The organism is Janthinobacterium sp. 78, assembly GCF_003096775.1.
Classification (GTDB): Bacteria; Pseudomonadota; Gammaproteobacteria; order Burkholderiales; family Burkholderiaceae_D; genus Janthinobacterium; species Janthinobacterium tructae.
Map to the genome: position 1 here is coordinate 2,721,659 of NZ_QENT01000001.1, position 20,534 is coordinate 2,742,192.

Here is a 20,534-nt window from a genome sequence, read left to right on the forward strand (position 1 = left end):
TCTTGTCTTCGGAGTGTGGCGCAGCCCGGTAGCGCACCTGGTTTGGGACCAGGGGGTCCAAGGTTCGAATCCTTGTACTCCGACCAAAGTCATAAGCGGGCTGTCAGAAATGACAGCCCGTTTTCTATTCCGCGCTGGCATTTCATTGCTGGCGCGCATGGATTAAAATACTGCACCTTTCCGCCCATCGTTCAACGGATAGGACAACGGTCTTCTAAACCGTGAATGGGGGTTCGATTCCCTCTGGGCGGACCAGTTTCATACTGGCCACGGCTTGCGCCATGCGGCCGCCATCTTCTCTCTTTCCTGTCTGTCAGCACGCGGCCTTAAGGCTGCGCAAACAGCACCACGATCAGCAAATACAGCAGCGGCACCGCGCACAGCAGCGCCGAACATAGCGAAACGATTTTTCTGTTGGCCCGTCGGGCCAGACGCAGCCGTTCCCGCACGGGCAAGTGCTGGCGGATCACGCTGCGCGCGCGTGGCTGAAACGGTTGTTCGTGCATGAGTTCTCCCTCGTCGATCAGCAGTTGATGCTGTCGAGCATAGCGAGGGGGATCTAAAAATGGTGTAAACAGTGGGCCTGGCGCCGCAAGCGCGGCGTAAAGATGCGGCTGGCATTGAGGGTGGCAGCGGGCGCTGCTGCGCCACTGCCGTTATGCAGCTTGTGATGAGGCTTACTCTCCCTGGCGGCGGCGTGCCATGACTCCCAGCAGGCCCAGGCCGGCGAGCAGCATGGCATAGGTTTCAGGTTCCGGCACGGCGGAAATGAAGGCCCTGTAGTTGCTCAGATCCTTGGGCAGACCTTCCACCGTGAAAGTGGTGCCTGCGGCCACGGGTGCGGCCCAGTGGAACACCAGTTCGCCCTTGCCGAAGTGGATGGCCAGATAGTCATAGGCGGTCGCGCTCATATACGAATTGACGCCGCCGCTCCAGCCTGCCGTGGTGCCGGCAGTGCAGCCCGAGGTGGCGTTGTCGCAATACGAGACGGCGGCGCCCAGGCTGGTGCCGAACACGCCGTTGATGTAACCTTGGATGGCCGCAGGACTCTGCGGCACCAGATTATCGTCATAATATTTCACCTGCAGTGCCGGCGATGGTGAATACGTGACGGTGCTGCCGGCGATGACGAAACCGCTGGCCGGACCCACATCGATCCAGGTGGCCGCTTGCGCCGCACTTGCCAGTACAGTCATTGCGGCCAGCATGGATGCCTTGATGGCAATGCTCTTTATGCTTTTCATGAAAATCCCCTTGTGCTTGAGACAGTCGCTTCATCATGTCTGGACGCGTCCCTGCATGCCGGGGAAGTCATCCCATTGCCCGTTTTTATCTATTTCCTGTGCGTAGCGAATACGCAAATGAAAGCTTACTCTTGATATAAATTAATGCAATTTTAATAATTCTATTGGTTCGCTTGATAACATCGTATATGGCTATGTTTGGCTGTGCCAGCGATAGCCAGCATGACGTTGGGAAATGGCGTGACAAGGCGCCCCAGTTTGTGCTGGCGGCGCCTTGGCTTGGGGAGGGAGGTCAATCGTTGTTGTTGCTGACGCCAAACAGACGATCCTTGGCGTTGAGCAACTTTTGCACCTTGGCGCCCATTTTCATCAGTTGCGCCATCGATTCGGGCGACAGGCGCTGCAAGTCGTCGAACCAGGTGTTGGCCAGGTCGACCAATTCATACATTTCGCGCATGCGCTCCTGCGCATACTGGTCCACGGGTTCCGTGGCCGGCGCCAGCAGCGATTCGCGCAGCACCGTCAGGGTGGGTGCCACTTCGCGGCGGCGGCGCTCTGCTGCTACCACGCGGAAGATTTGCCATACATCGCCCAGCGAGGAAAAATACTCGCGCCGGTCGCCGGGGATGCGCGACTGGCGGATCAAGCCCCAGCCCTGCAATTCCTTCAAGCCGATGCTCACGTTCGAGCGTGAAAAACTCAGGTGTTCCGCGATTTCATCCGCGTGCAAAGGATGCTCCGCGACAAACAACAAGGCGTACACTTGTCCCACCGTACGGTTAAAGCCCCAGCGGCTGCCCATCTCGCCGAAATGGCTGACAAAGGTCAGGATCAGCGGCGTCATGTGGATATTTTGAGTTTTCATAATTATCTGAATTTTTTCACGCCACACCCGCAGGGTCAATTGATATATGTCATGTTTCGCAGTATTATACAAAAAATCGAATTTACAGAAAATTCTGAAAACTCAAAAAGTATAGAGATGCCGACCACGCCACTGTCTTTGCCCCGCTTTATCCTTCCCCGCGCCGCCAGCCTGGCGCAAGGTGGTGCCGCCTTGTTGTGGCTGCCACAAGCGGCCTTGCTGGCCTGGGCCGTGCAAGCCATGCTGGACGGTGCACCGTGGCGCGCGGCCCTGCTGCCGGCCGCTGGCGTGCTGCTGCTGGGCGTGCTGCGCGCCGGCGGCGAAGCGTGGGGCGCGCGGCGCATGTACGCGGCGGCGCGCGCCCATCTGAGCACCTTGCGCGCCCAGGTGGCGCAAGCGCTGGCGCAGCGTTCGCCGCTGGACCGCCAGCGCGCGCAGTCGGGCCAGGCGGCCAGCGTCATCGCCGAGCAGGCCGAAGCCATCGTGCCGTATCTGGTGCGCTACAAGCCGGCGCGCTGGAAAGTGCTCACCGTGCCGCTGGTGATTCTCGCCGTCGTGACGCCGCTGTCGTGGATCGCCGCACTGATCCTGCTCATCGCCGCCCCTTTGATTCCCGTCTTCATGGCCCTGGTGGGCATGGGCGCGCAAGCGGCCAGCCGCGCGCAGATGGTGGAAATGGGCAGCATGAATGCTTTTCTATTGGACCGCCTGCGCGGCCTGGCCACCCTGCGCGCGCTCGACGCCGTCAACGCCACGGCGGAACGCCTGGATGCCTCGTCGCAATCCGTGCGCCGGCGCACGATGGTGGTGCTGCGCATCGCCTTTTTGTCGTCCGCCGTGCTGGAACTGTTTTCCGCGCTGGGGGTGGCCATGGTGGCGGCGTTTATCGGTTTCTCCTTGCTGGGCAGCATCAATTTCGGCACCTGGGGCCGCGAACTGAGCCTGGGGCAGGGCTTGTTCATCCTGCTGCTGGCGCCCGCATTCTTCGAGCCCCTGCGCGAACTGGCCGCCGTCTGGCACGACAAGGCGGCCGGCGAAGCGGGCCTGGCCGGCCTGCATGACCTGGCGGGCGAGGGCGTGCCCCTGCCTGGCTTTGGTGTGGCAGTGGCTGCCGTTTCCGCCGCCGCCATGGCGGTGGCGCCACCACCGGCCGTCGACATCCATCAACTGCGCTTTGCCCACCCCGGCGAAGCGCCCGTATTCGAGCGCTTCGACTTGACGGTGCGTGCCGGTGAACACGTGGCCCTGCTGGGCGCCAGCGGCGCCGGCAAGACCACCTTGCTATCCTTGCTGGCCGGCTTGCTGCCCGCCGGCGGTGGAGAGATCCGCATCGGCGGCGTGCGCCTGAGCGACAGCACGGTGAATACCTTGCGCCAGCGCATGGCCTGGATGGGCCAGCGTCCGCACGTGTTTGCCGCCTCCGTCAGCCAGAATGTGACCCTGGGCCGCCTCGGTGCGAACGCTGCGCAGGTGACGCAGGCGCTGCACCTGGCCGACCTGGCTAGCGTGGCGCAGGCGCAGCCGGCCATCATGCTCAGCGATGGCGGCCAGGGCTTGTCCGGCGGCGAAGCCGTGCGCCTGGCCCTGGCCCGCGTGGCCCTGCATCCGCACGCGGACTTGCTGCTGGTCGATGAACCGACGGCCCACCTGGACAGCGAAACGGCGGCGCGCGTCACGGACGCCTTGCTGGCACTGGCCAAGGGCAAGACGATGATCGTCGCCACGCACGACCCCGTGCTGGCCGGCCGGCTGCAGCGCACGGTACAGGTCGATGTCCGGGCGCTGGCACAGGAGCACGAACAGGAACAGCTGGCATGAAAACTTCCCTCATATCGAGCCCCGTCCTGCGGCAATTGCTGCTGGCCCAGCCCGGCAAGCTGATCGGGGGGGCCTTGCTGGCGGCCCTGACGGCGGTGGCCGGCATGGCCTTGTTGGGCTTGTCCGGCTGGTTTATTACCGCCACCTCGATTGCCGGCCTGCATGCCTCGACGGCGATCCTGTTCGACGTGTTCGGCCCGTCGGCCGGCATCCGCTTGCTGGCCATCGGCCGCACGGGTTCGCGCTATGCGGAACGGCTCGTCACGCACGACGCCACGTTCGCCGCACTGGCCAGCATTCGCGTGCGGCTGTTTCGCGGCTGGTCGCGCCCGGAAGCGGCCAGCCGCCTGCTGCGCCAGCCCGCCAAGCTGCTGTTCCGCCTGACGGCCGATATCGACGCGCTCGAATCGCTGTATTTGCGCCTGCTGGTGCCTGCCTTCACGGCCCTGTGCGTAGCCTTGCTGGCCGGCGTGGCGCTGGGCGTGATGCAGTGGCAGCTGGGCCTGGGCCTGGCCGCGTGGCTGCTGGTCGCCGGCGGCGGCATCAGCTGGGTCGTGGCGCAGCGTGCCCGCCGTCCCGCCATCGTGCGTTCGCGCGCCATCGAAAAATTGCGTTCCGGCACCATCGACCTGGTGGCCGGTCAGACGGATCTGGTGATGGCGGGCCGCATCGACGCCCAGTGCGCCGCGCTGGCGCAGATCGACCGTTCGCTGGCGCAAGCCGATTTCGCCCTGCTGCGCCTGGAGACGGCCGCCGGCGCCGCGTATGGCGTGGCCGGCAGCGCGACCCTGGCTGGCGTGCTGCTGGCCGTGGCAGCGCTGGTGCAGCAACAAACGATGAGTTTGCCGCTGGCGGCGCTGGCTCTGCTGATCGCCCTGACGGCCGTGGAACCGTTTGCGGGGCTGCGCCGTGGCGCGCTGGAAGCGGGGCGCATGCTGCTGGCCATGCGCCGCCTGGCGCCGCGCCTTGACGGCAATGAGGTGGCGCTGCCGCCCTTTGATGCCGCACCGGGCTTGCGCCTGGAACGCGTCAGCGCCGCGCATGCGGGCAGCAAGAATGCCATTTTGCATGATATTTCCCTGCACATCGCCGATGGCGAGCGCGTGGCCTTGATCGGTCCCAGCGGCGCTGGCAAGTCGACCTTGCTGGCCATCGCCGCGCGCGAGCTGGCGCCGCTGTCGGGAACGGTGGCCGCGCCGCGCGCCTGTTTGTTTACCCAGAAGACGGAATTGTTCCAGGACAGCCTGCGCGACAACCTGCGCCTGGCCGACCCGTGCGCCAGCGATGCGCAGCTGTGGGCGGCGCTGCAATCGGCCGGCCTGGATGAGGAAGTGCGGGCGTTTGCCGGCGGCCTCGATACGCAGCTGGGCGAGGGCGGCCTGGGCTTGTCGGGCGGACAGGCGCGGCGCCTGGCGCTGGCGCGGCTGTTCCTGCACGAATCGACCTTGTGGCTGCTGGACGAAGCGACGGAAGCGCTGAATGCACAGGTGGCCATCGATGTCTTGCAGCGCTTGCGCGCGCGCTGCGACGGACGCAGCTTGCTGATTGCAACCCACTTGCGGCGCGAAGCAGCGCTGGCGGACCGGCTGGTCAGCCTGCGCGATGGCCGCATCGTCGGTGATGCGCGCCGGGGCACACCGGCCTTCGAGGCGGCACTGGCCGGCTTGCGCGGAGATTGACGGGCGGGCGGCACAGCCCGATAGCTTACAGCAGCAGAAGCTATCGAACAGCCGCATGTAGATACCAGGTTTACACTTACAGTAGGGAAACACCAAGGAAATCATATGGACTTCGATATTGTCGCTTTATCCAGACTGCAGTTCGCGCTGACAGCTCTGTACCACTTTATATTCGTTCCGCTGACGCTCGGCCTGTCAGTGATCCTCGCCATCATGGAAACGGTTTACGTGATGACGAACCGCCCCATCTGGCGCGACATGACCAAGTTCTGGGGTGTCTTGTTCGGCATCAACTTCGCCATGGGCGTGGCGACGGGCATCGTCATGGAATTCCAGTTCGGCATGAACTGGAGCTATTACAGCCATTATGTGGGCGACATTTTCGGCGCGCCGCTGGCCATCGAGGGCTTGATGGCCTTCTTCCTGGAAGCGACCTTCGTCGGCCTGTTCTTCTTCGGCTGGGACAAGCTGTCCAAGCGCGGTCACCTGATCACCACCTGGCTGGTGGCCATCGGCTCGAACTTCTCGGCCCTGTGGATTCTGATCGCCAACGGCTGGATGCAAAATCCCGTCGGCGCGGCCTTCAATCCGCAGACCATGCGCATGGAAATCACGGATTTCGGCGCCGTGCTGACGAATCCCGTGGCGCAGGCGAAATTCGTGCACACCGTGTCGGCCGGCTATACGGCCGCGTCGATTTTCGTGCTGGGTATTTCCGCCTGGTATCTGCTGAAGGGCCGCCACGTGCAGCTGGCCAAGCGTTCGATGACGGTGGCCGCCTCGTTCGGCCTGGCCGCTACCTTGTCGGTGGTGGTACTCGGTGATGAAAGCGGCTACCTGTCGTCGGAACACCAGAAGATGAAACTGGCCGCGATTGAGGCCATGTGGACCACGGAGCCGGCGCCTGCCGCCTTCACGGCCTTCGGCTTCCCCGACGCGGAAGCGCGCGAGACGCATTACGCCGTGCACATCCCGATGGTGATGGGCCTGATCGGCACGCGTTCGCTGACGACGGAAATCCCCGGCATCGAGCAGCTGGTCGACCGCGGCGAACTGCTGATCAAGGATGGCATCAAGGCGTATGACGCGCTGCAAACCATCCGCAGCGTGGCGCCTGGCGCGCCCGTGCCGCAAGAGGCGAAGGACATGTTCGAGTCGAAAGGCCAGTCCCTGGGTTACGCCTTGCTGCTGAAACGCTACGTCGATGACCCGCGCCAGGCGACGCCCGAGCAGATCCGCAAGGCCGCGCTCGACACCGTGCCGCCCGTGGGGCCCTTGTTCTGGTCCTTCCGCGTGATGGTGGGCCTGGGCATGTTCTTTATCTTGCTCACCGGCACATTCTTCATCCTGTCGACGCGCCGCACCCTGGACAAGCACCGCTGGCTGCTGAAGCTGGCCGTATTCGCCATCCCGCTGCCGTGGGTGGCGATTGAAGCGGGCTGGATCGTAGCCGAAGTGGGCCGCCAGCCGTGGGTCATCGAAGGCGTGCTGCCAACGGCCGTGGCGGTCTCCAACCTGGGCGCGACGACCTTGCTCATCACCATTGCCGGCTTTGCCGCCATCTACACCGTGCTGTTGATTATCGAAATGAAGCTGATGCTCAAGGCTATCCGCAAGGGGCCGGAAGAAACGGCGCCGGCCCCCGTGCCAGCGGCCGCAGCCATTCATACTCAACGCGCCTAAGGAGGGCCAGACCATGATTTTGCATGAAATGATTTCTTACGAAACACTGCGCCTGATCTGGTGGCTGCTGATCGGCATCTTGCTGGTGGGCTTTGCCATCACGGACGGCTTCGACCTGGGCACGGGCATCTTGCTGCCGTTCGTTGGCAAGACGGACCTGGAACGCCGGGTCGTCATCAACAGTATCGGTCCCGTGTGGGAAGGCAACCAGGTGTGGCTGATCCTCGGTGGCGGCGCCATCTTTGCCGCCTGGCCGCAACTGTACGCCGTCTCGTTCTCGGGCTTTTACCTGGCCATGTTCGTCATCCTGGTGGCGCTGATCGTGCGTCCCGTGGCGTTCAAATTCCGCAGCAAGCGCGAAGACCCGCGCTGGCGCGCCCGCTGGGACGCGGCCCTGTTCGTGGGCGGCTTCGTGCCGGCCCTGATCTGCGGCGTGGCGATCGGCAACGTGCTGCAAGGCGTGCCGTTCCGTTTCTCGCCAGACATGCACATCTTCTACGATGGCAGCTTCTTCGCTCTGCTCAACCCGTTCGCCTTGCTGTGCGGCCTCGTCTCGGTGGCCATGCTGGTGATGCACGGCGCCACCTGGCTGCAGCTGAAAACGGACGGCGCCATAGCTGACCGTTCGCGCCGCTACGGCAGCGTGGCGGCGATTGCCACCGTGGTACTGTATGCGGCCGCCGGCGTGGCCCTGTGGCTGTGGGTCGATGGCTACCGCATCAGCAGCGCGGTGGTGGTCGACGGTCCGTCGAATCCGATGCTGAAAACGGCGCAAGTGCACGTGGGCGCCTGGTTCCTCAACTTTGCCGCTCATCCGTGGACCTGGATCGCTCCGGCCTTCGGCTTGCTGGGCCCGCTGCTGGCGTTCGCCTTGCTGCGCGCGCGCCGCGAAGTGCCGGCCTTGCTGGCCAGCGCGGCGGCCATCGCCGGCATCATCCTCAGCGTGGGCGCGGCCATGTTCCCGTTCATCCTGCCCTCGTCGATCGATCCGCGCGCCAGCCTGACGGTGTGGGATTCCTCGTCCAGCCACATGACCCTGTTCATCATGCTGGTCGTCACGGCCGTCTTCATTCCCCTCATCGTGGCGTACACGACCTGGGTATATAAAGTACTGTGGGGCAAGGTTGACGGCAAAGCCATCGAAGACGACAGCGGTCACGCTTACTAAGAATTAAGGAAAGGAACTAACTATGTGGTATTTCGCCTGGATACTGGGTCTTCCGCTGGCGGCGACGTTCGCCGTGCTCAATGCGATGTGGTATGAAATTGCCGATGGCGACACGACGCCGGAACAATACCGTGACACGCCGAAGTAGGCGCGTGTCGGCTTGACTGGCCCCGCCCGGCGCGATGGTTTTACCATCGCTGCCCGGCGGGGTTTTTTTATGCTGGTTCACGGATGTGCGGAAAGCAGCCACAGGAACAGGAATGCGCTGAAGAAAGACTCGCTGTGTTGTACGAGCACCATAGAAATCGTCGCCATGCGGGTAGAGATTCGCGATAAAAATTCATGTATTTTGTTTTATTTTTGTTGTTTTTGTTAATTTTAATTAGCAAGGCGTCAAATTGGCATAAATTCGATGTAAAATAAGTTGTCTCATGTAACAATTAAATGATTTTTTAATAAGAATAATGACTTCGAATGATCGCCTGCCATACATGCGAGAGTAGTGTTACTCAGTAGCTGAACCAGAGGCAAGCACAGCTAAGATAAGGAAACATCATGCATATGTTGCGAGCACTCAAACTATCGCACCGTTTAGCTGTGCTGATCGTGATCTTTTCAGCTGGCTTCATCCTCTATGGCCTATGGTCGTTCAAGACTCTGCAAGAATGGAAAGTGAACGGCCCGGTGTATCAGAAAATAGTGCAAAGCAAGGATCTGATTGCGGACGTGTTGCCACCACCGGAATACATACTGGAATCCTATCTGGTCACTTTTCAGCTGATGGCGACCGAGGATCGTGCCGAACAGGCGCAGTTAATCGCTCGCTTTACAACGCTCAAACATGATTACGATGAGCGCCATGCCTTCTGGACGCGTGAGAAACTCGATGCCGATATCGCCGACCTGTTGCTGAACAAGGCCCATACGCCGGCACAGGCCTTCTATACGGTGGCACTGCAACAGTTCATTCCGGCAATAGAGGCGCAGGATAAGGTTGGCGCCACGTTGGCGATGAAAAAAATGACGATCAGTTACACCCAGCATCTGCAGGCAATTCAGCAACTGGTAGAGAAGACCACGCAACGCGCGTCGGCGATTGAAGCGGCGTCGGGAGAGCGCATCACGGTAGCGAGCAGCATGCTGTTGCTGACACTGCTGCTTTCGCTGGGCACGGGGATTGCGGTGGCGGTGCTCATTTCCAAAAGTATTACCAGACCGCTGCAGGACGCCGTGAAGCTTGCCCGCATTGTCGCTTCCGGTGATCTGCGTAGCGATATCGCGACCGATTATCACGACGAGCCGGGCGAATTGATGCGTGCTCTGAAAAGCATGAATGAGAGCCTGCGTCACACGGTGGGCCGCGTGCGTAGCGGTACTGAAACCATTTCGACTGCCTCGCAGGAAATCGCTGCTGGAAATATGGACCTCTCGGCGAGAACGGAGGCACAGGCCGGTGCACTGGAACAAACGTCGTCGGCGATGCAGCAGTTAACCAGCACTGTGCAGCAGACTGCCGAAAACGCCCAGCAAGCCAATCAACTGGTCTTGTCGGCTTCAGCGGTAGCGCTGCAGGGCGGGCAAGTGGTCGACCGTGTCGTCGCGACCATGGTGTCCATCAAGGATAGCTCGAAGCGTATCGTCGAGATCATTTCCGTGATTGACGGCATCGCGTTTCAGACCAATATTCTGGCCCTGAACGCGGCTGTCGAAGCCGCGCGCGCCGGTGAACTGGGGCGTGGTTTTGCTGTCGTCGCGTCGGAGGTGCGCACCCTGGCGCAACGCTCCGCCACTGCCGCCAAAGAGATCAAGCAGCTGATTGCCGAGTCGGTCGAAAAAGTCGAGCTTGGCAGCAATCTGGCCGATGAGGCGGGCGGCACGATGCAGAAAATCGTCTCCTCTGTGCAGTTGGTGGCGGGCATCATGGGGGAAATCGCCGTCGCCAGCCACGAACAAAGCGACGGCATCAAACAGGTGAATCAGGCCATCAGTCAAATGGATGCAGTGACCCAGCAGAATGCCGCCCTGGTCGAACAGGCCACAACGGCAGCGGCCAGCATGCAGGAGCAGGCGCACAATATGATGCAGGAAGTGCGCGTGTTTACATTGCTGGCGTCTGCCTGACCGGCGTGATGGCGGCGTCTGCTACACTGCGCTCCACTTTTATCGACGGAACTGCCATGACTACCCTTTCTTTGCCATACCGCGCCACCGCCACCCAAGCCTGTGCCTGGCTGGCGCAACAGACGGGCACGCCGTGGACCCTGGCGCGCCTGCTGGAGCAGGGCGGCTTGCCGTATGTCTGGCTCGATTACAGCGACGCCTGGGCCGAGCTGTTCCATGACGGCGTGACGCGCTATGCGGCGCCTGTCGTGTTTATCGAGGACAAAGAGCACCTGGCCTCGGGCGCCGATGACGTGTGGCTGCGCTTTACGCGCGACTCCGGCAATATCGCCATCGAACTGAAGGCGCCTGGCTTGCGCGTGCCGCTGGACGGTTTGCACTTCCAGGAGCGTGACTTATTGCGCTTGCTCAAGGAGTTGCAGCACCCGCAGCCGGCCGAGCCGGAAGCCGGAACTGACAATGCCGCGCCGTTTGTCTTGCCCAGTGCCTTGAAGGGCCTGGGGCGCGAGCAGATTTTGCTTGCCTTTGCCGGCGTGGGCAAGGTCGACCTGGACAAAGGCATGGCCAGTGGCGTGGGCATCTTTGGCGACGATGGCGCGCGCGTGCGCAAGAATTCGCGCGGTGGCAAGAACAGCCACCTGTGGCATCCCGTCACCCTGGCGTTCGGCCTGCACGATGTGCACCGCGTGCCGATGGCGCACCTGAAGAAGGCCTTCGCCACGCAGCCCTTGCTGCGCGAATGGAAGGCGGACTGGCTGGAGTCGCTGCGCCTGCTGGGCGAGTAAAGGGAGGGGACAGTCCTACAGCTCGATGGGCGCGACCTCGGTGCCGATATCGGGCGCCGCGTAATGCACGCTGAAATACACGAAAGCGCCGATATTGAGGGCGACGGTGATCCAGAACAGGATGCGGAACGAACGCTTGCTGGACTTGTGGCGCAGCCATTGCTGGGCCAACACGGCGCCCGGCCAGCCGCACAGCAGTCCCAATAGCAGCAAGGTGCGCTCCGAGGTGCGCCAGCGCCCCTGTTTGGCGGCCGACTTGTCGATCGCATAGGCGACGAAACAGCTCAGGCTCAGCACGCCATACACGAGGGCGACCAGGGCGGGGATGTGGAAAAAGAACGTGGCCAGTAAATACAAAACGACAAAGAACAGGATGACAAGGTAGGGCATAGGATGTGGTGGCTTGAGCGGGGGCGTGAGTATCCCACACGGGGAGCGATGCTGCTGTCTAAAATAAACAGCCTTGCGCCAAATCAACATGCACGGCGCGGCGGCGGGCGTGACCCGTCTTCAGCGCTTCGCGGTCGCTGGACAGGGCGATGCCTTCCAGCGCCAATAACGTTTCCTTGGCATGCAGGCCGCCCGCAAAGCCCGTCAACTCGCCCGTGGCGCCGATGACGCGGTGGCAGGGGGCGATGATGGAAATGGGATTCTTGCCGTTGGCGGCGCCCACGGCGCGCACGGCGGCGGGACGGCCGATCTGGCGCGCGATCTCGCCATAGCTGCGCGTCTGGCCGTACGGTATGGTCAGCAGCGCGCGCCAGACTTCCTGCTGGAATGGCGTGCCGGCAAAATCGAGCGGCACCTCAAATTGCTGGCGCGTGCCGGCAAAATACTCGCGCAGCTGGCGCGCCGTTTCCAGCAGCACGGCGCAACCGTCATCGGCGCGCATCTCGCCCAGGCGCACGCGGTTCGGCTTGTCGTTTTCCCACAAAATCGCGGCCAGGGCCGCGCCACGCGCCACCAGGGTCAGCTCGCCCACGGGCGAGGGCACCACGATGCAGTCGTATTCCATGCTTGTTCCTTGATCGGAGAGCGCCAGTGTAGCAGGCTGGCGGCGTGCCGCGTATTGCGTGTAGGATAGCGTTTTTCGGCATGGAGCACTGGCTTTGACGACGATCCCCACTTATGACGCCATCCGCGCGATTGCCGTGCGGCTAGTGCAGGAACACTATCCCGCGGCCGTGGCGGCCATCATCGGCGGCTCGTTTGCCACGGGCCGGCAGACGCCCAGTTCCGATATCGATTTGCTGCTGCTGTTCGAGCACGTCGATTGCGCCTGGCGCTCGACCATCGTGGCCGAAGGGCGCACGGTGGAACTGTTCGCGCACGACCTGGCCACGTTCACCTATTTTTGCAAGGAAATGGATGCGCCCGGCGGCACGGTGCCGCTGGCGCACATGGTGCTGGAAGGGGAAAACATCCTCGCCGCCGGCGACGCCTATGCCCGGCTGCATGCGCTGGCGCACGCCATCGATGCTGCCGGGCCGCCCGTGCTCGACGCGGAAAACTTGCAGCGGCGCCGCTACGCCATCACCACCGCGCTGGAAGACCTGGTCGACAGCACGCACCCGGGCGAGACGCTGGCCGTGGCCTGCCAGCTGTATCCAGCGCTGGCCGACCTGCACCTGCGCGCGGCCGGTGAATGGAGCGGCGGCGGCAAGCACCTGTACCGCCGCCTGCAGGCATTTGACGCGGCCATCGCCGAGCAGCTGGACGGGGCCTTGCGCCTGGTCGCCAGCGATCTTGCGGCGGGCCAGCGCGCGTTCGAGCACGTCACCGCCGCCGTGCTGGCGCCCGTGGGCGGGCCCTTGCTGGAAGGATTTAGCTTGCCAGCGCCCGCCCACTGGCGTGCTTAAAACGCCGTGCGCACGGCCAGGCTGATGTTGCGCGGCTCACCCCAGAACACGCCGTCGAAGAAGCCCACGTTGCGGTAGTACTTTTTATCGAGCAAGTTATTCACGTTCAGCTGCACGCTGGCGTGGCGGTTGATGGCATAGCTGGCCATGGCGTTGACCAGTGCATAGCCGGCCTGCGGGATATTCGTCATCTCGCCCGTTGGCGGGCGGCCGTACCACGATTCGCTGTAGGTGGCGCTTTGCGCCGTCATGCTGGCGCCCGCTTTCAGACCGGCCAGTCGGCCGTCGAAGCGGTAGCTGGTGGCCAGGCGCAGCAAGTGGCGCGGCTGCGTGGTGGCGGCGCGGCGGCCATCGGCCTCGGCCGCGTGCAGATAGGTATAGCCGCCGCTCGCTTCCCAGGCGGGCGTGATCTGGCCGGAGACGTCGAACTCCACGCCCTTGGCCGTCACGCCGGCGCCATTGGCCACCATCGCCTGGCCGCCGTCGGGCAGCAAGAAGCCGGGCGCTACCGTGCGGTCCAGCTCGGCCATGTTCTTTTTCTTCGTATGGAACAGGGCGGCCGACGCGTTCAGCTTGCCTTCATAAAATTCGCCCTTGATACCCAGTTCCGCGTTGTCGCCCGTTTCCGGCGCCAGGAACTGGTTGTTGCGGTCCTTGCTAGTCTGCGGATTGAACAGCTGCGTGAAGCTGGCGTAGGCGGAATACTGCTTGTTGATGTCGAACACGGCGCCCACGTAGGGCGTGACTTCATTGCGCGTTGCCACGAAGTCGCCGCTGCCCGTGTACGCGCCACGCTTATCGTAGCTGCGTGTGTCCGTGCGGTAAGTACTGCTGCGCGCGCCGATGATGACGTGCAGCGGATCGGCCAGGCTCAAGCGCGTGGCCACGTAGCCGCCTGCCAGGCGCGTGACGGTTTCCGTGTGCGATCCGTCCGGGTGGAACACGGGGCGGGGGATGTTGCCCGTCCAGTTGCGGTAATCGGGGACGAAGTCCGGGTACTCGATTTTCGCCTTGCCGCCCAGCGAGCGGGCGCGCTGGTTGCCGCCGTTCCAGCCGACGATGGCCGTATGCTTGCGCCCCAGCAAGGTAAACGGGCCGCTGGCGTACACGTCGAAGTTGTCGCCCGTGGTCTTGCCCGGGCCATAGGCGCCCGTCCACAGGAACATGCCTTCGCCCGTGGCCGGATCGGGCTTGCCGCCGCCCGCATAGGCGACGGTGGTGCGGTTCGTGCTTTCCGTGCGCGCATAGCCCAGGTGCATGTTCCAGTTGCCGGGCAGGCGCTGATCCAGCGACGTGAATACCGTGTGCTGCTTGTTGGCCCAGGTGCTCCACGGCGTCGTGAGGCTGGTGTTGCGCGGCAAGTTGGCCAGGCTGCCATCCGCATTCCAGTAGGGCACGGCGCCCCAGGTGGCGCCTGTCGGCTGGTTGTCCTGGAAGTCGACGCCGGCCGTCAGCAGGGTGCCGGGGCGTACGTCCGCCTCAAGGATGACCATGCCGACCGTCTTGCGCTCGTGATACATGTCCAGGTAGGAATCGCGTTTTTGCCAGGCCAGGGCCGTGCGTGCACGCACGCTGCGCTCCGCGTTCAGCGGCGTGGACAGGTCGGCTTCGAAGCGCTGGTCATCCCAGCGGCCCATGATCAGGCCGGCGCTGGCCTGGAACTCCTTCGTCGGCCGCTTGCGTATCATGTTGATGGTGGCCGACGGGTCGCCCTTGCCGCCCATCAAGCCCGTCGCGCCGCGCACCACCTCGATGCGGTCGTACAGGATCGTGTCTTGCAGCGGCGCATTGCCGCCGCGCGCCATGCCGTCGATCTGGAGATTGTTGATGCCGAAGCCGCGCGCATAAAAGGTCGTGCGCTCCGTGTCGTTCTGGCCCACCTGGATGCCCGTCGTCTGCGCCAGCGCCTGGTCCAGGCGCACGGCGCCCAGGTCGTCGAGCAGTTGGCGCGTGATGATGCTGACCGATTGCGGCGTTTCGCGCAGGGACAGGTCCATGCGCGTGGCGCTGCGCGCTTCGCCAGCCGTGTACGATTGCGTGCCTTCCGTCGTCGCTGTCGACTGGCCTGTCACGGTGACGGCTGGCATGGTGACGTCGGCCGCAGCGGCATCGGCGGCCTGCGCCGGCAGGGCCACGCCAGCGGCAAGGCTGAGCAGGCTGATGTGTAATAAACGGGGGAGGGGGCGCAAGGCGGGCTGGCGCGAAGAAGGGAAGACTGTCGTTGATTGCATCATTTTCCTGGAATATTTTAGTCGTGTGTTTTCCTATCTCGTCTGGCGATGTGCGCAGTAGCTGGGGGGATGGCATGACGCTGGCCCGCGGTCTGGCTTGGATAGCAGTTCCACCGCAAGGCCCGGCGCGGTCGGGCAGTGGAAAAGAAGGGCGCGCGATTCCCCTCACTTTCGTGAATAAGAATCATTATCAATATAGGTGGTATTTGCCAAATAATCAAGCGTGCGCACCAACAGAGTGCGGCAGGCCAATGGAGGCGCATCGTCCGGCCTTCTGCGATAATGCAGGCGCTGATAAAATATTTTCCTCATTGAAAGAAATGCATGCGTACATGGATCGCTTGTGCCGGATGGTTGTGTGTCGTGTCGTTGGGGCAAGCCCAGGAACACGCGCCGCCGGCTGTTCCCGCGCCACTGCACAGCGCCAGCGTGCCGCCCGCCATGGCTGCCGCATCCGCCACATCTGCTGCGCCGGCGCCCGCAGAGGACGCCTTGCCATCGCAAACGGTGACGATCACGGCCAACAGCGACGCCAAGGCGCCGCGCATCCGTTTCATGGCTTACCGCGAGAGTTATCTGACGGCCAGGAAGGTGTGGCAAGTGTCGAGTGGCAGCGTGGTCATGGCCCTGCGCCTGATTCCCGCCAAGCTCAGTGCCACCATCGACGATGTGCGCGTGGCCCTGCAAGGCAATGGCGCTGCCGTGCCGATCAGGGTGTCTGCCGGCGGCGTGTTTGTCGTGCCGCTCAACGACGACATCGCCGCGCAAGATGGCACTTTCCTGGTGAACAAGGGAAGGGGCGAGTTGACGGCCAATATCGTGCTCCAGCCGTCCGTGGCGCGCGATGCGTGGAACGTCACGCGCGTGGGGCAAGTCTTGCACGATGCGCGGCGCGCCGTGCGGGCCATCACGCCATGGTACAAGCGGCCGTTCGCCAGCGATGTGCAATCGCTGGCCTTTTGCGCGACCGAGCGGGGCAGCGCCTTGCAGCTGATGGATGGCGAGCAACTGATCGCCACCTTGCCCATGAATGAGCCGGCCGTCAATGACATCAATCAGCCCGTGTTTTGCAAGATTTTCGACGGCGAAGACAAATACCCTGGACACTACCGCGTCGTCCTGCCCGAGCAAGCCACGGTACTGCTGCTGTAGATCTAGCTAGTTGGGCTGGCGCTGTACCAGCTCCAGGGCCGCCGCGAGGGCCAGGTCCATGGTGGCCTGGTGGAAGATCAGCCATTGCGGCAGCAGCGACAGCGCATGGCGTCCCTGTTCCAGGTCGCCTTCATCGACGGCGGCCCACGCATGGTGCAAACCGCTGAGCACGCGCGCATGCTGTTCCCGGTGATTCGCCAGCGAGGGGAAGGCGATTTGTTCCATCAAATCCTCTTCCTCGCGGAAATCGCGCTCGACGGCCGCAATCAGCTCGCGAAACGCCACGCTGAAATGCTGGTCGCTCAACTGGCCCAGCCGCGCCAGCTCCTGAAACAGCGCCTCATGCGCCTCGTCGATGGCGGGAACGCCCAGCGCCATCTCATCTTTCCAAGCCGATATACCCATGCCGATGCTCCCGGTTAAGTCCGTCGCGATGTGAAGCGGACTGTTCCAGTGTGGCCGCAGCGTAGGGGGAAATCCATGATCTGGATCAAAAGTATGGTGAAGAGGGGTACTGATACATTTGGACTGGAAAGGGGGAACAAATCCCACCCGCAACAAAGCAGATTTGAACGATGCGACGTGTTGCCGAGCGGCGTTTTCTCAGCCGCGCGTATTTTAGTGCTTGGGCCAGTGGGCCCACAGGGCATGCGCATCGACATTCGGTACCTGCATCTGCTGCACGGCCGACGTCTGCATCGCGTCGCGCAGTACGAGGGGCACGAGCAGCAAGGCCGACAGGGCAAGGCAGGCCAGCACTTTGAGCGTCAACATGGTCGTCTCCCGGTGGCCCGGTGGCGGCGCGGGGATGCGGCGCCTGCAGGTCACTTCCTATGTACTACCATGCTTGCAGTTTAGTTCATCTGATTGAAACTTCAACTAATTGCTGTGATGCACCGCACCAGTTCGCCTGTTGCCAAGGGCTTATTTGGCCTTGCGACTGCGCCGTGGCTTGCCAGTTGGCGGCAGGAAGGAATCGAACCACACTTGCGTCAAATGCCGCGTATTTTTCGCTGCTTCACGCTTGACGGCGGCCGTGGCGTGGCCGCGCGCCGTGTTGGCGATGCGGTTGGTGGCGCTCAGGTACATGCTCATCCAGGGGTTTTTCATGGGGTGCCTCGCAGATAGTGAGTGGCGCGGCGCGGGTTTGTCCCCATGCCGCCATATCCCCACTCTAGTCCGATGGCTGGCGCTGACTGTGCGCCCGCCCACATAGCCGGGCGGCGCTGGCAATGTGCTGAGGCAGATCAATACACGTCGCGGCGGTAGCGTCCCGCCGCCAGCAGGGCGTCGAGGCCTTCCTGGCCCAGCACTTCTTGCAGCACAGCATCGATTCCTGCCGCCATGCCGTGCAGGCTGCCGCATACGTAGACGATGGCGCCTTGCGCCAGCCAGTCGCGCAGTTCGTCCGTGCTGCTGCGCAGGCGGTCCTGCACGTACTCACGTTTGCCACCTTCGTCACCATCGCGCGAGAAGACACGGTCCAGGCGCGCCAGATGGCCAGCGTCCAGCCAGCCTTGCAACTCTTCGCCGCAGACGCTGTCAAAAGCTTGCTGCCGTTCGCCAAACAGCAGCCAGTTGCGTGCCAGCCCGGCCCGCTGGCGCGCGCGCAGGTGCGCACGCAGGCCCGCCAGGCCGGAACCGTTGCCGATAAAAATGCAGGGCACGTCGACCAGGGCGGGGGCGAAGGCGGGATTGGCTTGCAGGCGCAGGCGGATGGTGGTGCCCGGCTGGGCGAAGCGCGTGAGCCAGCCGGAACAGATACCATGGCCCTCGTTTTCGCTGCCCGCATGGCGTTCCTGGCGCACCAGCAATTGCAGTTCGCCATCCGATGGCAGCGAAGCGAGCGAGTAGCTGCGCGGCGCATGCTGGGCACCCTGCGCGTCACCCTCGCCGCCGTCCGCGTTGCATCCGATGATTTCCGCCAGCGCGCCCGCTTCCCAGGTGGCGCCGGCCGGACCCGTCAAGGTGATTTCATGCAGTTCGCCGCCCAGGCTGCCGGGGTTGAGCAGCACGCGGCGCAGCAAACGCCAGTCTTCGTACGATGCCTGTTCCTGTACGCCGATGGCGTCGATGGCGCTGCCGCTGCAACGGGCCAGCGCTTGCGACCAGTCGGCCAGGGCGGCGGGGTCGTGCTTGTCGACTTCGATCAGCGGGAACAAAGGCGTGGCGCCCAGCGTGCGCAATTGCCGCTCCAGCGCATGGCCGAAGCCACAGAAGTCGCTGTAATGGCGGTCGCCCAGGGCCAGCATGCCCACTTCCAGGCCGGCCAGCGGCGTGCCCGATGTTTGCTGCAGCAGGCGCGCGAAGCGGCGCGTGCCGTCCGGCGCTTCGCCTTCGCCAAAGGTGCTGGCAACGATCAGAGCCCGCTCGTACTGGCGCAATTGCGCGGGATCAAAGCGCTCCAGCGACTGCACGTCGACGGCCACGCCCGCCTGCTGCAGGGCGCGCGCGCTTTCCAGGGCCAGCCGTTCGGCCTGGCCCGACTGGCTGGCGTAAGCCACCAGGGTGGGTAAACCCGTGTCCGTCATGTCCGCAATGCCAGCCAGCAGAGCCCGCTGCGCCTGCACAGCGCGCTTGGCCTTGCGGCGGCCCAGGTACAACATCCAGCCCGTGATGGCGAACAGGGGCAGGCCCAGGCTGGCGAGGGTGACGATGATGCGGCCCGGCAAGCCGAAATACGTGCCCATGTGCAGCGGATAAATGATGTTGACGAGGCGCACGCCCAGCGCCTGCTGGCTGTACGGCTCGTTTTCCGTGAGCGTGCCGTCGGCCGGGGCAATGCTCATGCGGCTGCGCGCCCGCTCGTGCGGCGCATCGCTGGCCAGCCACGTAAATTGCACGGCTTCGCCGGCGCGCGAGGGCATGCGTACGCTGGCCAGGGTCCAGCCGGGGGCGTGTTGCTGGAAGCTGCTCCAGGCCAGGCCGATGTCAACGGCCGGCGCCTCCTTCTCCTTGCCCGTCCCCTTTTTCATGGGCGCCTGTGCCATCCTTGGGGGCTTGCCGGCCCAGGCATCGATATTGTCGCGCACCACGTCATAGCTCCAGTACATGCCCGTCAGGGTCAGCGCCACGTACACGACCAGGCACCAGGTGCCTGCCACGGCGTGCAAATTCCACAAAAACGAGCGGCCTTTTAATGCAGGATCGAAGCTCAGCCAGGTACGCCAGTCCAGCGGACGGCGGGGCCAGCGCAGATACAGGCCGGAGAGTGCAAGGCCCAGCAGGCACAGGGCCAGCGCGCCCGCCACCTGGCGGCCCGGATCGCGTGGCAGCAGCAGCCAGCGGTGCAGCGACTCCGTCCACTCGAAAAAGCCCGCCCCCGTCAACGCGGGCTGGGTCGCGCCCGTGTACGGGTGCACATAAATGGACTCGCCGCGCCGCTGGCCGTTCTTCGGCGCAAAGAACAGGCGTGGCGCCGTGCCCGCCTGCGCATACAGGGTGATGGATGCCACGCGCTGGCCGTGTTCGGCGGCGGCAATGTTGCTCAGCTGGGCCGGCGTCAGCGGCGCGCGTGTTTCCACGGGCACATGGCGCACGCCGGGGTTCATGACGTCGAGCAATTCATCCTTGAAGGCCAGGGTGGCGCCGCTCAGGCCGATGATCACCAGCACCGTGCCAGCCGTGATGCCGATGAACCAGTGCAATTGAAACCAGACCTGCTTCCAGCTCCAGTGCCAGCGCTTTTGTTGCGGGGCGGCGGCACGCTGGTGCTGCTGGCGGCGCTGCTGGTGAGTCTGCAGCGCATCGTCGGCGCTGGCGCGCGGCAGGGGGTGTGGCAGGGAGGAGGTCGTCATGAAGCGGCTTTCGATAGCGCCGCCATGCAGGGCGTCATGCATGGCGGGGAAGAAGGAAGGCTGGCATTTTAACGCAAACGAGAATCATTCGCAAATGATGGCACCCTGTTTTCGCGGGGCGGGGGCTATCCT

Annotated in this window: 19 protein-coding genes and 2 tRNA genes; 11 read left to right on the forward strand and 10 right to left on the reverse strand. The window is 63.6% G+C overall.

Going from position 1 to position 20,534, the window contains the following annotated elements; all coding sequences use genetic code 11:
* Positions 1 to 9 precede the first annotated feature (9 nt).
* Together C8C92_RS12195 and C8C92_RS12200 are read left to right on the forward strand one after the other, a co-directional pair.
* Positions 10 to 86 (forward strand) — tRNA-Pro (locus C8C92_RS12195).
* Positions 87 to 180: 94 nt separating this feature from the next.
* Positions 181 to 255 (forward strand) — tRNA-Arg (locus C8C92_RS12200).
* A gap of 71 nt (positions 256 to 326) precedes the next feature.
* Here the strand turns inward: C8C92_RS12200 and C8C92_RS12205 are convergent.
* The 3 genes from C8C92_RS12205 to C8C92_RS12215 all read right to left on the reverse strand — a co-directional run bounded on the left by C8C92_RS12205 (position 327) and on the right by C8C92_RS12215 (position 2,109).
* Positions 327 to 506 carry a hypothetical protein gene (locus tag C8C92_RS12205; protein ID WP_116744063.1) on the reverse strand — a complete coding sequence of 60 codons (180 nt, stop codon included), beginning with the start codon at positions 504 to 506 and terminating at the stop codon, positions 327 to 329.
* A 171-nt stretch (positions 507 to 677) separates the two neighbouring features.
* Entirely contained in the window at positions 678 to 1,244 is a 567-nt protein-coding gene (locus C8C92_RS27740) for an FxDxF family PEP-CTERM protein (protein ID WP_243420182.1), read from the reverse strand.
* Between the two features lie 292 nt (positions 1,245 to 1,536).
* Complete coding sequence (locus tag C8C92_RS12215) at positions 1,537 to 2,109, reverse strand: GbsR/MarR family transcriptional regulator (RefSeq protein WP_242428456.1); 573 nt, start codon at positions 2,107 to 2,109, stop codon at positions 1,537 to 1,539.
* Between the two features lie 117 nt (positions 2,110 to 2,226).
* Between C8C92_RS12215 and cydD the strand changes: the two genes are divergently transcribed.
* From cydD to C8C92_RS12250, 7 genes are all read left to right on the forward strand, one after another.
* Entirely contained in the window at positions 2,227 to 3,927 is a 1,701-nt protein-coding gene (cydD, locus tag C8C92_RS12220; protein ID WP_116744064.1) for a thiol reductant ABC exporter subunit CydD, read from the forward strand.
* Positions 3,924 to 5,606, forward strand: coding sequence for an ATP-binding cassette domain-containing protein (locus C8C92_RS12225; RefSeq protein WP_099759662.1), 1,683 nt, complete (start codon positions 3,924 to 3,926; stop codon positions 5,604 to 5,606). Before cydD ends, C8C92_RS12225 begins: the two co-directional genes overlap by 4 nt.
* Positions 5,607 to 5,711: 105 nt before the next feature.
* The gene (locus C8C92_RS12230; RefSeq protein ID WP_099759661.1) at positions 5,712 to 7,289 is read left to right on the forward strand and encodes a cytochrome ubiquinol oxidase subunit I; all 1,578 of its coding nucleotides are present in this window, start codon (positions 5,712 to 5,714) and stop codon (positions 7,287 to 7,289) included.
* Positions 7,290 to 7,302: 13 nt separating this feature from the next.
* Positions 7,303 to 8,457, forward strand: a complete 1,155-nt coding sequence (cydB, locus tag C8C92_RS12235) for a cytochrome d ubiquinol oxidase subunit II (RefSeq protein WP_116744065.1) — start codon at positions 7,303 to 7,305, stop codon at positions 8,455 to 8,457.
* 22 nt (positions 8,458 to 8,479) lie between these two features.
* Positions 8,480 to 8,605, forward strand: coding sequence for a cytochrome bd-I oxidase subunit CydX (cydX, locus tag C8C92_RS12240; protein WP_070258990.1), 126 nt, complete (start codon positions 8,480 to 8,482; stop codon positions 8,603 to 8,605).
* Positions 8,606 to 9,012: 407 nt separating this feature from the next.
* Entirely contained in the window at positions 9,013 to 10,578 is a 1,566-nt protein-coding gene (locus C8C92_RS12245; RefSeq protein ID WP_243420183.1) for a methyl-accepting chemotaxis protein, read from the forward strand.
* Between the two features lie 56 nt (positions 10,579 to 10,634).
* A complete protein-coding gene (locus C8C92_RS12250; RefSeq protein WP_116744066.1) occupies positions 10,635 to 11,363 on the forward strand; it encodes a hypothetical protein in 729 nt (242 codons plus the stop codon).
* 15 nt (positions 11,364 to 11,378) lie between these two features.
* Here the strand turns inward: C8C92_RS12250 and C8C92_RS12255 are convergent, their stop codons facing one another.
* Together C8C92_RS12255 and C8C92_RS12260 are read right to left on the reverse strand one after the other, a co-directional pair.
* Positions 11,379 to 11,753, reverse strand: a complete 375-nt coding sequence (locus C8C92_RS12255; RefSeq protein WP_116744067.1) for a DUF1294 domain-containing protein — start codon at positions 11,751 to 11,753, stop codon at positions 11,379 to 11,381.
* Between the two features lie 58 nt (positions 11,754 to 11,811).
* A complete protein-coding gene (locus tag C8C92_RS12260) occupies positions 11,812 to 12,378 on the reverse strand; it encodes a methylated-DNA--[protein]-cysteine S-methyltransferase (protein WP_116744068.1) in 567 nt (188 codons plus the stop codon).
* Positions 12,379 to 12,472: 94 nt separating this feature from the next.
* Between C8C92_RS12260 and C8C92_RS12265 the strand changes: the two genes are divergently transcribed.
* On the forward strand, positions 12,473 to 13,222 hold the full coding sequence (locus tag C8C92_RS12265; protein WP_165829392.1) for a nucleotidyltransferase domain-containing protein: 750 nt from the start codon (positions 12,473 to 12,475) through the stop codon (positions 13,220 to 13,222).
* Here the strand turns inward: C8C92_RS12265 and C8C92_RS12270 are convergent.
* Positions 13,219 to 15,453, reverse strand: coding sequence for a TonB-dependent siderophore receptor (locus tag C8C92_RS12270; RefSeq protein WP_165829394.1), 2,235 nt, complete (start codon positions 15,451 to 15,453; stop codon positions 13,219 to 13,221). The two genes, C8C92_RS12265 and C8C92_RS12270, sit on opposite strands and share 4 nt — an antisense overlap.
* A 324-nt stretch (positions 15,454 to 15,777) precedes the next feature.
* Here C8C92_RS12270 and C8C92_RS12275 point away from each other — a divergent pair, with 324 nt between their 5' ends.
* On the forward strand, positions 15,778 to 16,605 hold the full coding sequence (locus C8C92_RS12275; protein ID WP_133250741.1) for a hypothetical protein: 828 nt from the start codon (positions 15,778 to 15,780) through the stop codon (positions 16,603 to 16,605).
* Between the two features lie 6 nt (positions 16,606 to 16,611).
* Here the strand turns inward: C8C92_RS12275 and C8C92_RS12280 are convergent, their stop codons facing one another.
* The 4 genes from C8C92_RS12280 to C8C92_RS12285 all read right to left on the reverse strand — a co-directional run bounded on the left by C8C92_RS12280 (position 16,612) and on the right by C8C92_RS12285 (position 20,402).
* On the reverse strand, positions 16,612 to 17,010 hold the full coding sequence (locus C8C92_RS12280) for a hemerythrin family protein (protein ID WP_071077924.1): 399 nt from the start codon (positions 17,008 to 17,010) through the stop codon (positions 16,612 to 16,614).
* Between the two features lie 213 nt (positions 17,011 to 17,223).
* On the reverse strand, positions 17,224 to 17,379 hold the full coding sequence (locus C8C92_RS27460) for a hypothetical protein (RefSeq protein ID WP_157750997.1): 156 nt from the start codon (positions 17,377 to 17,379) through the stop codon (positions 17,224 to 17,226).
* Between the two features lie 150 nt (positions 17,380 to 17,529).
* A complete protein-coding gene (locus C8C92_RS27220) occupies positions 17,530 to 17,715 on the reverse strand; it encodes a hypothetical protein (protein WP_133250742.1) in 186 nt (61 codons plus the stop codon).
* A gap of 137 nt (positions 17,716 to 17,852) precedes the next feature.
* Entirely contained in the window at positions 17,853 to 20,402 is a 2,550-nt protein-coding gene (locus C8C92_RS12285) for a sulfite reductase flavoprotein subunit alpha (RefSeq protein ID WP_116745936.1), read from the reverse strand.
* Positions 20,403 to 20,534 lie beyond the last annotated feature (132 nt).

Coding starts and splice junctions, on each gene's coding strand:
- C8C92_RS12205 (WP_116744063.1), bottom strand. CDS start 506: ATGCACGAACAACCGTTTCAGCCACGCGCGCGCAGCGTGATCCGCCAG.
- C8C92_RS27740 (WP_243420182.1), bottom strand. CDS start 1,244: ATGAAAAGCATAAAGAGCATTGCCATCAAGGCATCCATGCTGGCCGCA.
- C8C92_RS12215 (WP_242428456.1), bottom strand. CDS start 2,109: ATGAAAACTCAAAATATCCACATGACGCCGCTGATCCTGACCTTTGTC.
- cydD (WP_116744064.1), top strand. CDS start 2,227: ATGCCGACCACGCCACTGTCTTTGCCCCGCTTTATCCTTCCCCGCGCC.
- C8C92_RS12225 (WP_099759662.1), top strand. CDS start 3,924: ATGAAAACTTCCCTCATATCGAGCCCCGTCCTGCGGCAATTGCTGCTG.
- C8C92_RS12230 (WP_099759661.1), top strand. CDS start 5,712: ATGGACTTCGATATTGTCGCTTTATCCAGACTGCAGTTCGCGCTGACA.
- cydB (WP_116744065.1), top strand. CDS start 7,303: ATGATTTTGCATGAAATGATTTCTTACGAAACACTGCGCCTGATCTGG.
- cydX (WP_070258990.1), top strand. CDS start 8,480: ATGTGGTATTTCGCCTGGATACTGGGTCTTCCGCTGGCGGCGACGTTC.
- C8C92_RS12245 (WP_243420183.1), top strand. CDS start 9,013: ATGCATATGTTGCGAGCACTCAAACTATCGCACCGTTTAGCTGTGCTG.
- C8C92_RS12250 (WP_116744066.1), top strand. CDS start 10,635: ATGACTACCCTTTCTTTGCCATACCGCGCCACCGCCACCCAAGCCTGT.
- C8C92_RS12255 (WP_116744067.1), bottom strand. CDS start 11,753: ATGCCCTACCTTGTCATCCTGTTCTTTGTCGTTTTGTATTTACTGGCC.
- C8C92_RS12260 (WP_116744068.1), bottom strand. CDS start 12,378: ATGGAATACGACTGCATCGTGGTGCCCTCGCCCGTGGGCGAGCTGACC.
- C8C92_RS12270 (WP_165829394.1), bottom strand. CDS start 15,453: ATGCAATCAACGACAGTCTTCCCTTCTTCGCGCCAGCCCGCCTTGCGC.
- C8C92_RS12275 (WP_133250741.1), top strand. CDS start 15,778: ATGCGTACATGGATCGCTTGTGCCGGATGGTTGTGTGTCGTGTCGTTG.
- C8C92_RS12280 (WP_071077924.1), bottom strand. CDS start 17,010: ATGGGTATATCGGCTTGGAAAGATGAGATGGCGCTGGGCGTTCCCGCC.
- C8C92_RS27460 (WP_157750997.1), bottom strand. CDS start 17,379: ATGTTGACGCTCAAAGTGCTGGCCTGCCTTGCCCTGTCGGCCTTGCTG.
- C8C92_RS27220 (WP_133250742.1), bottom strand. CDS start 17,715: ATGAAAAACCCCTGGATGAGCATGTACCTGAGCGCCACCAACCGCATC.
- C8C92_RS12285 (WP_116745936.1), bottom strand. CDS start 20,402: ATGACGACCTCCTCCCTGCCACACCCCCTGCCGCGCGCCAGCGCCGAC.